The following is a 9,093-nucleotide window of genomic DNA, read 5'->3' as shown; positions in this document are numbered from 1 at the left end:
TTCAAGCGTTGTTCCATCGAATTTCACGAGTCCGTAGGCATGGCTTTGGCTTGGGGCTAACTCAACGTCGCGATACCATGCAACTGCTAACAGACTGCCAGCAGCTTGCCACCATGCCTGTTGAATCAGCCCGCGCTCAAGGGTTTTGGCGACGCTTCGGTGAAAACTGGCACTCACCGAAGCGTAATGCCACAGCTCGATTGTGCTTGAATCGTGCTTGGCGGCAGCTCGCGAAACCTGTGGGCGGACACAAAAGCTGGCTCCTCGCGCAACATTCCAGCAGACAACATGATCATTAACGTTGCGCAGATCGCCGATTTCAAGCCGAATTTCTTCATTGGTGCTGAGTTGGTAGGCTTCAAGCACTTGCTTATAGTGTGGTCGGCGTTCAACTGCCACACCCCGTAGCACCAGCAGTTGCCGAGGATCAAAGGCTGTATCCTTCACGAAGATCATCCGTTGGGTATCTTGCCAAAACATAATATCATTGGTTAAATCCCAAATCGCATCATCGGCTATGAGCATTTCCTCGCCCAACCAGCCGATCAGCGTATAGCTCTCGTGTTTTGGCGATGTGAGGATCAATCGCCATTGCTGGTCTTGGCGTTGAAAAATATGAATTTGCCGACCAAATTGAGCCGCAAGCTGCTCACCACTCGGCGAAAAGCGACAGCCGCAACAATCCCATGCTTCAAGCGTGGCAATCGCGGCTCTAGGGGCAATCTGGCTCGCCGAACCACTGGCAATTTCACGCCGAACCTGAGCCTCAAGCCATTCGCCACATTCAGCGCAAGCGAATGTCTCAGCAACTTCAACAAAGGTATGATCAGGATTGGCCGAACCAACTGGCTGCGCTTCGATCAGTTTGGGCGTGAACGTTGCACCTCATTCTGGGCAAGTACTACTCAACGTGCTCATCGTTGGCTCCTTGCAGCTATGAACCTAGCTACACTGCTAGATTAATTTGGTTATAACACTAAATCGATTTCAAAACTAGTGGGTCTCATTCGTTCCGCACATGCAGGATGGATTATTCTGCTTGGTCATTAAAGGAGGCTAGGAGGGTGTTTGGCGATCTGCGGCGGCAACCAAATTTGGTGCTGATTATCCTCAACCCGTCAGTGGTTTTGTTCCATGCTCTGGGCGATTGGCGCAACGCCAATAACGGGTCGAGGATGCTCGATTAAAACCTAGGCAAACAGTGGTGTGTCGCCCTCGCTGCGTTCGCGTGGCAGCCACCAAATTGGAATCAACGCAATTAAGCAAACTACTGCGGCGGCGAAAAAGGTGCTGTGATACACCGTCATTTCATTTTGGGTTAGGGCCAATTGGGCCGCGCCTGTATTGAAATCTTCCATTGTAAACACCAACGTACTATTGAGGCTAGCGCGGTAGGCCAAACTCCATGAAGCCAAAGCCGAAACACCCAAGGTGATTCCGACCATGCGTAATGCATTCAATAAGCCTGCGGCAGTGCCCATTGATTCACGGGCAACGGTGCCAATGGCGGCAGCACTCAAGGCGGGGAGTACTAAACCAAAGCCTGTACCCGTTAACAATAAATAGATGGTTAATTGGAATTGATTGGTTTCTGCTTTCCAAAAGCCCAGCAATGCAAAACCAACGGCGGTGGTGATCATGCCGAGGCTAGCAACCAACCGCGCACTAATCTTGCGCATCAACATACCACCCAAAACTGCACCAATCGGGATCATCATGGTCAGGCGCATTAACGTTAATCCACCAGAAAGCGCATCGCCTGCCAACACTGTTCCGACGAAAAACGGCACATTGACCATGCCCACAATTAAGGCCATGCCAACCAAGACATTGGTAATATTGGCAGCGCTAAATGCTGGGGTGCGGAAGGCGCTTAGCTCGATCAATGGAGTTGTCGTGCGGCGTTCCCACCAGATAAAGCCAATAAAACTGAGCACTGCCAACACCAACAGGCCAATGGTTAATGGTGATGTCCATTGCACTGCATATTGATCGAGGTTGCCGCTTTCGGCGCTGGGCTCGATGGCCAAACTACCGAGCGAGCGTGAAAGCGCCACAGTTAAGGCGGTCAAACTAACCGCAATCAAGCCACCGCCAATATAATCAATCGCCCCGCGATTACCAGGCCGATCAGGTAAGGTGCGAATAATTGCCCAAGCCAAAGCTGCGCCGAGTGGAATATTCAGCCAGAAAACCCAACGCCAACCATCAACATCGAGCAGTTGGATTTGTGAAATCAGGCCACCATAGGCTGGGCCAAGCACCCCGCCAGCTTCGCCGGCGGCCCCCATAATCCCCAAGGCAGTTGCATGATGAATTGGCTTAACTTCATCCATCGAGATTGCCAAACCGATCGGCAACACAGCGCCACCACCAATCGCCTGAACGATGCGCCATGCCACCAACGACCAAACGCTATCTGCCAAGGCACAACCAATTGAACCGCCCACGAAAACCCCGAGCGCCGCCAAAAATAAGCGCCGATGACCATAGGCATCGGCGATCCGTCCTAGCAAGGGCATAGCGACGGTATAGCCCAACAAATAGCCAGTGATGACCCAAATGCCTTGTTCAAGCGCTTGCTCAACATCAAGGCCCAGCGTGCTGACCACATTTGGTAAGACGGTGATCACCACCGTTTGGTCGAGAGCGGCCAAAAAAATAATCAGGGCTGTCCAAATTAAGCCCCATGGCCAGCGACGTGCTTCTGTCATAGCTGCGATTCCTACCGCTAATTCCTCTCCGTGCTGCATCATAGCATGCAGCTTTAGCCCACGACAAGGATTGTCACGGGCGTTAACAGATTGGCGCGATTTTTTTAATTACGAATGGGGCAAAGCTGACGGATTGGGCTTGCACTGCATCTCATTCACAACTTCGGCGAGGCTTTTATTGGCCAATACTTGTTGCATGGCAGCCTCGGCATGGCTAAAAATGGTGCTGAGCACTGGCTGAATCGTGCGCCCACAGCGGCAATCTTGGTTGGGCGAGCTAGCATGCAAGGGCAGAATGCGACAATTTTCGGTGGCATGATAGATATCGTTGAGCGTAATTTCATCAGCAGAACGGGCTAAACGAGTGCCGCCATCTGCGCCATATTCGGTATAGACCAAGCCTGCTCGGTTGAGCATACCCAAGATTCGCCGAATAACGACCGGATTGGTATTGACGCTGGCTGCAATACAGCTTGAGGAAAGAGCTTGATTAGGATTGGTTTCAAGCAGGGCCAAAATATGCACCGCCACAGCAAATCGACTGCTTGCACTCATGTTTTTTGCCTCATTGTGAATATGAAACAAGTATAGTTACATTTTAATCGGCTGTCAATTATGCTTACCTAGGTGTTTGGTGATGATTTGATGACCTTATCCCACTTCTCACAATTAGTCACGATTTCTCTAATGTTTTTACTGAACACTGATCTGTATTGCAGAATAAAATCATCGATTAATAATCTGCAACAAAAGGGCACAATTAAGCAGACACCCGACGGCAATTGTTGCCTTGACAGGACTGCTAGACTAGGCATAACAAGGACAGTGTATAACGCGAACATGCTAAGGAGAGAACCCCACGATGGGCCTTTTCGAATGTCCCCCTCGAACATTGAAATGTCATGGATTTACTTGGCTGGTGCATCATCATAGGTTATGAGCTATCCGACAAGTCATGAATTTCACCCACTACGCCATATGTGCGCAAGAGTTAATGAACCAATGAACATTTACTTGCGTTGATGATGACTGGTTCTCCCAAGGCTCATGCATGGCGTATATGGCCTTGGGAGCGTGCACGTCAAGCGAGCTATCTGAGACGCTCAACTATGACGATGGTCGTGCAACGAAGCATGCGAGGCGCAACGATGACCTACAAAGTCTTTTTAGTCGAGGACGAGATCATCGCTCGTGAAGGGATTCGCGATGCGATTGACTGGGCAGCGGCAGGCTATCAGTTTTGCGGCGAGGCATCGGATGGCGAAATCGCACTGCCGCTCATCCGTGAGCGACGACCCGATATCCTTATCACCGATATTAAGATGCCGTTTATGGATGGCTTACAGCTGTGTCGAATTGTGAAGGAAACGCTGCCAACCACGAAGATTATAATCCTTAGCGGTCATGATGAGTTTCGCTATGCCCAAGAAGCAATGCAAATCGGGGTTACGCAGTACTTGCTGAAGCCGATTGTTGCCCAAGATCTGCTGGCGGCATTGCGCAAGATCGCCAGCCAGATCGATGGGGAGCGTCAAGCCAAGGCACAATTGGAGACGCTCCAAGCGCAGATGTTCGATCACCAACCAATGTTGCGTGAACGCTGCCTGCTTGATCTGGTCTCTGGCAGTAGCTCGGCAGCCGATTTCATGGAGCAAGCCCGCAACCTTGAAATCGACCTGCTGGCACCATGGTATCAGGTGTTGGTGATGCACGCCATGCCACCGAGCGCCGCTACAGCGCCGCTGTATACGCTCTATCAGCAGGTCGATGTGACTGTCGCTGCCAGCTTAAACCAATCACCGTTGGTCGTGGCCTTTAAGCATGGCCTCGAAGATACCATCTTGATCGTCAGGGGCGAGACTCGCGCTGATATGACCCAGCAGGCGGAGCGACTAGCCACTGCAATGCGCCAGCGCGTGGCTGAGCAGCTTGGCTGTCGCGCGATTATTGGGATCGGCGACCCCACCGAGCGACTCAGCCTGATCCCCCAATCGTTTGCTGAGGCATTGGCGCAGATCAGTAGCTTCGAGCGCCCAGCGGAGTCTGATCCATCCGATCAGGGACAATTCCACGGCGGGGCGATTATGCTGAAAGCCCTCGCCTATATCGATACCAATTATGCCGATCCTGCGATGTCGTTGGGCCAAGCGGCGGCCCATGTGTTGCTTAGCCCGACCTATTTTAGTGCGCTCTTCCGTCGCGAGGTTGGCGAGACCTTTATCGACTACCTGACCCAAGTTCGCATTCGCAAAGCCATCGAACTGCTACGCTCGACTTCCCTAACGGCCAGCGAGATCGCTTATCGTATTGGCTATCAGAACCCGCGCTACTTCTACTCGGTGTTTCGCAAGGTTGTCGGTCAGCCACCCAACGAGTTCCGTCAGCGCTTCTAGCACCAACTGTCGCCTCCAGATTACCAGAGGGTTTGTATCATGGATGAAAAGCTGCCAAATCATGAGCCGATGGGAGTTGTGCTGGCTAGGTGGGCGGCTGCCCCACGGCTACGCCTACGATTGTCTATCCGCGACAAAATCCTGTTGGCATTGTTGATGGTGGTCATCTTGATGAGCGTGCCATATATCTTTCTGATTGTCCCCGGGCTAGAATACAAGACCCAATATGACGTGCTGATTCAAAATATTACTACCGCCAACAGCATCAACGGCTATATCAAGCCATCGATCGATGCCGAACTGTGGGAGATTATTGCCGGCAAGAAACCGTTTGCCCAAGGTACGCAGTATGCAATCTTGAACGATATCGACCATCGCATTGAGCTAATGATCGATAACTCTAGCTCTCAAAAGGGTCGCGTTAAACTTGGTATTATTCAGCACACGCTGCAAACGCTCCGCAGGTTGATCGATAAGGTTGGTATTCAGATTGCCCAAGCTAAAACCTTTGCCGAAAATTTGGTGCTGATGGAGGAAATTCGTAGTATTACCCAGTTGATTGAGGGCAACGTACAAGCCTATGCCTTGTTTGAAGTTAATCGAACCCAACAGCAATATCAGGCAATGCAAAGCGACCTGACACGCTGGGCGATCGGTGGTATAGGCGTGATCATGGCTTCGATCCTCTTCTCGATCGTTGCTGCTTGGCGGATCTCAAAAGGTATCTATATTCCGATTAAGAAGCTGCACGATGTGACTACTACGATTGCCCGCCAAGATCTCGAAGGGCTGGTGATGGCTGATAACGCCGACGAGATCACAGAATTAGGCTTGAGCTTTAATATTATGGTTGGTAAGATCAAAGAATTGCTTGATGCTAAGCTCGAAGAACACGAGAACCTCAAAAAGGCTGAGCTACGGGTGCTCCAAGCACAAATCAACCCCCATTTCCTCTACAACACCCTTGATGCAATTATCTGGATGGCCGAAGCCAAGCGCACAGCACAGATTATCGATCTGGTTTCGGCGTTGTCGCGCTTCTTCCGAATTACGCTCAGTAAAGGCCGAGATTGGATCAGCGTTCCTGACGAGATCGCGCATATCGAAAGCTATCTGGCGATCCAGAAAATTCGCTACCGCGATATCCTCGATTACCAGATCGATATTCCTGAGGACACCCAGAGCACCGAGATGCTCAAGCTGACGCTCCAACCGTTGGTGGAGAATGCACTGTATCACGGGATCAAGAATAAGCGGAGCGGTGGAACTATTGTGGTGCGTGGCCGCTGGCTCGATGGTGATCGACTGCGAATCGAAGTCGAAGACAATGGGATTGGCATGACCCAAGAGCGGCTGCAGCAGGTGCGGACGTTGCTGGAGGCGGGGAACCTGTGGGTTACAGGCGTAATGCCCATCGTCGAGGATGGCTACGGGATCAGTAATGTTAACCAGCGTATCAAGCTCTACTATGGCTCCGACTATGGATTGTCGATCGAAAGCGAACATGGGCGTGGCACGTGTGTGGCGCTGATCATCCCGCGCTACCGTGGCATTACCACCCAACCGCCACTGGCGCTTGCTGCTCGCTAACAGGCTGATCGTAAAAAATCGAACACTATGCTAAAAAACTCGACACGCCGATCTCTAAAAAATCATTAAAATAGCGGATATTCTGCGTAGAAATTACGATTGTTTGTGCCTCGACCGCCCGCTATAATGCCTATACACCGATTAGTTTACCGACCACGATTGGTCTGGAAATCGCCAAAGGAGGCGGCCCCAATGAATGCCCTTGCACTCTGCCGCTGTGCTATCGCACTGGCCATAGCCTGGACTCTGGCAGCGTGCGGCGGCTCCTCGTCTGGAGTCGGCGCAGTAGCGCCCTCCTCCCTCGATCTCAAGACCAAAACTTATCCTGAGCTGGTTGTCGGGTTTGCTCAAATCGGAGCCGAAAGCGAGTGGCGCACCGCTAACACCCGCTCGATTCAAGATACGGCGAATCAACTTGGTGTCGAATTGGCGCTTTCCGATGCGCAACAGCAGCAGGAAAATCAGATCAAGGCCATCCGTTCGTTTATTGCTCAAGGTGTCGATGTCATCGGAGTCTCGCCCGTGGTCGAGACTGGCTGGGACGAGGTTTTCGCCGAGGTCAAGCAGGCTGGAATTCCGTTGATCTTGCTCGATCGCAACGCCAATGTGCCAGATGATCTCTATAGTGTCCGCATCGGATCAGACTTCGTGGAAGAGGGTCGGCGGGCCTGCGGTGAGATGGCTCGACTGCTGGATGGTCAAGGTGCGATTGTCGTCTTAGAAGGCACCCAAGGCTCAGCCCCAATGATCGGACGAGGTACTGGCTTTCAAGAATGCCTGCAATCTTATCCCGCGCTTCACATAATCGACAGCCAGTCCGGTGATTTCATTCGCGCCCGTGGCAAAGAGGAGATGGCAGCGTTGCTGCAAAAACACGGCAACAGCATCGACGGCGTGTTTGCCCAGAACGATGACATGGCGCTTGGCGCGATCGAGGCCATCGAGGAGTATGGGCTACGGCCTGGCGTTGATATCAAAATTGTTTCGATCGATGCGGTACGGGCTGCCTTCGAAGCAATGATTGACGGCAAGCTTAACGCCACAATCGAGTGTAACCCGCTGCTTGGCCCGCTGTTTTTCGCCACAGCCCTGAACTTGGCTAACGGCATACCGGTTGAAAAATGGATCAAGCCCGACGAGGGCATCTACCGACAGGATACCGCCGCGCAGGAATTGTCTAAGCGCGAATACTAGGCACTTTCCTCCGATTATTGAAACCCTTCACGTCTATTGAGGTCTGCATGACTGACCCGTTAGGGACGCACTGGTTGCCTCCCGCGTATCACGCTGCGCCCGACGAGCATGGAGGCAGGTCAAGTACGAAATTTTCTTATTGGTAACGACGGTTTACTGACCAGATTTTCGCTTTATTCTCTTAGGAGGACGTTCCATGAGCATTTCACGAACATTCGCCGCGCGTCTGATGGCGCTCCTGGTTATCGTCGGGCTAGCTGGTTGTGGTGCCTCGAGTGCGCCCACAACGGCACCAGATGCGCCTGCAACAGGGGCCAAAACCTACAGCGATATGGTGCTGTGCTACCCGCAGCTTGGGGCTGAAAGCGACTGGCGCACCGCCAATACCGCTTCGATCAAGGAGACCGCAGCAACCTTGGGAATTAAGCAATTGGTTTTCTCTGATGCCCAGCAAAAGCAAGAAAATCAAATTTCTGCCGTGCGTGCCTGTATCCAGCAGGGCGTGGATGTGATTGCACTGCCACCAGTCGTTGAGGATGGCTGGGATGCTGTTCTGACCGAGGCCAAGAATGCAGGTATTCCGGTGATTATCGTTGATCGCAGTGTGAGTGCCGACAAATCCCTCTATAGCACCCATATCGGCTCCAATATGGTCTTGGAAGGTGAACGGGCCGCTGCTGAATTCAACAAAATGATGCCAAACGGCGGCGCGATTCTCGAACTTTCGGGAACGACAGGTTCTGGTGCAGCGGTTGGTCGGGCAAAGGGTTTGCGCAATAAACTCAATTCCAACATCACCATTATCGATTCACAGACTGGCAACTTCACCCGTGCCGAGGCCGTCCCTGTGATGCAGGCACTTCTGAAGAAATATACCCCGGGCACGGATTTCCAAGGCATCTTTATTCACAACGACGACATGGGCATCGGCGTGATCGAAGTTCTCAAGGCTGCTGGGATCAAACCAGGCGATCTCAAGATTGTGTCGGTTGATGGTACTCGCGGCGGTTTCCAAGCCATGGTTGATGGCTGGTTCCAAGCCGATGTTGAGTGTAACCCGCTGCTTGGCCCACAGGTATTCGAATTGGCGCTGAAGCTCATGAACGGTCAGCCAGTCGAGCCAGAAGTCATCACCAATGAAACCGTCTACTATCCAGAGAATGCAGCTGAACTGTTACCAACCCGCAAATACTAGTTACCAA

Annotated in this window: 7 protein-coding genes; 4 read left to right on the top strand and 3 right to left on the bottom strand. The window is 52.1% G+C overall.

Annotated features, from left to right (window positions below; all coding sequences use genetic code 11):
• The 3 genes from DEF47_RS08855 to DEF47_RS08845 form a co-directional block, all read right to left on the bottom strand.
• A partial coding sequence (locus DEF47_RS08855; protein ID WP_287045090.1) for a hypothetical protein occupies positions 1–525 on the bottom strand: 525 nt, incomplete at its 3' end.
• Between the two features lie 665 nt (positions 526–1,190).
• Positions 1,191–2,714, bottom strand: a complete 1,524-nt coding sequence (locus DEF47_RS08850; RefSeq protein WP_012189668.1) for an MFS transporter — start codon at positions 2,712–2,714, stop codon at positions 1,191–1,193.
• Between the two features lie 108 nt (positions 2,715–2,822).
• The gene (locus tag DEF47_RS08845) at positions 2,823–3,269 is read right to left on the bottom strand and encodes an Rrf2 family transcriptional regulator (protein ID WP_012189667.1); all 447 of its coding nucleotides are present in this window, start codon (positions 3,267–3,269) and stop codon (positions 2,823–2,825) included.
• 593 nt (positions 3,270–3,862) lie between these two features.
• On the opposite strand from DEF47_RS08845, the gene DEF47_RS08840 reads away from it, so the two are divergent.
• The 4 genes from DEF47_RS08840 (at position 3,863) to DEF47_RS08825 (ending at position 9,086) form a co-directional block, all read left to right on the top strand.
• Positions 3,863–5,107 (top strand): response regulator, encoded by a 1,245-nt coding sequence (locus tag DEF47_RS08840; protein WP_012189666.1) that lies wholly within the window; start codon positions 3,863–3,865, stop codon positions 5,105–5,107.
• Positions 5,108–5,146: 39 nt separating this feature from the next.
• Positions 5,147–6,697, top strand: a complete 1,551-nt coding sequence (locus DEF47_RS08835; RefSeq protein ID WP_012189665.1) for a sensor histidine kinase — start codon at positions 5,147–5,149, stop codon at positions 6,695–6,697.
• A gap of 192 nt (positions 6,698–6,889) precedes the next feature.
• Positions 6,890–7,891, top strand: a complete 1,002-nt coding sequence (locus DEF47_RS08830) for an ABC transporter substrate-binding protein (protein WP_012189664.1) — start codon at positions 6,890–6,892, stop codon at positions 7,889–7,891.
• Positions 7,892–8,087: 196 nt separating this feature from the next.
• On the top strand, positions 8,088–9,086 hold the full coding sequence (locus DEF47_RS08825) for an ABC transporter substrate-binding protein (protein WP_012189663.1): 999 nt from the start codon (positions 8,088–8,090) through the stop codon (positions 9,084–9,086).
• Positions 9,087–9,093 lie beyond the last annotated feature (7 nt).

The sequence above is a fragment of the Herpetosiphon sp. genome (genome assembly GCF_003512625.1).
GTDB classification, from domain to species: domain Bacteria; phylum Chloroflexota; class Chloroflexia; order Chloroflexales; family Herpetosiphonaceae; genus Herpetosiphon; species Herpetosiphon aurantiacus.
Note: the sequence above shows the minus strand (reverse complement) of the source record. Positions and strands in the feature narration are given on the sequence as shown.

Bases quoted from the DNA above. Each gene is read 5' to 3' on its own strand.
- DEF47_RS08845 (WP_012189667.1), bottom strand. From the start codon at position 3,269: ATGAGTGCAAGCAGTCGATTTGCTGTGGCGGTGCATATTTTGGCCCTG.
- DEF47_RS08825 (WP_012189663.1), top strand. From the start codon at position 8,088: ATGAGCATTTCACGAACATTCGCCGCGCGTCTGATGGCGCTCCTGGTT.
- DEF47_RS08830 (WP_012189664.1), top strand. From the start codon at position 6,890: ATGAATGCCCTTGCACTCTGCCGCTGTGCTATCGCACTGGCCATAGCC.
- DEF47_RS08850 (WP_012189668.1), bottom strand. From the start codon at position 2,714: ATGACAGAAGCACGTCGCTGGCCATGGGGCTTAATTTGGACAGCCCTG.
- DEF47_RS08835 (WP_012189665.1), top strand. From the start codon at position 5,147: ATGGATGAAAAGCTGCCAAATCATGAGCCGATGGGAGTTGTGCTGGCT.
- DEF47_RS08840 (WP_012189666.1), top strand. From the start codon at position 3,863: ATGACCTACAAAGTCTTTTTAGTCGAGGACGAGATCATCGCTCGTGAA.